The sequence below is a fragment of the Vibrio sp. OPT20 genome, from assembly GCF_963889365.1.
GTDB lineage: Bacteria > Pseudomonadota > Gammaproteobacteria > Enterobacterales > Vibrionaceae > Vibrio > Vibrio splendidus.
Map to the genome: position 1 here is coordinate 1 of NZ_CAWPOA010000023.1, position 220 is coordinate 220.

The 220-nt window shown below is 48.2% G+C and carries 1 rRNA gene; it reads left to right on the top strand.

The features are described 5' to 3' along the window. Window positions 1-21: 21 nt before the first annotated feature. Window positions 22-220 (top strand): 16S ribosomal RNA (locus AACR09_RS00980); the annotation flags it as partial.

A 220-nucleotide genomic window follows, 5' to 3' on the forward strand; every position in this document is an offset into this window, starting at 1 on the left:
TTCGTTGAGTCACAAAATCTTAAATTGAAGAGTTTGATCATGGCTCAGATTGAACGCTGGCGGCAGGCCTAACACATGCAAGTCGAGCGGAAACGACAACATTGAATCTTCGGAGGATTTGTTGGGCGTCGAGCGGCGGACGGGTGAGTAATGCCTAGGAAATTGCCTTGATGTGGGGGATAACCATTGGAAACGATGGCTAATACCGCATAATGCCTAC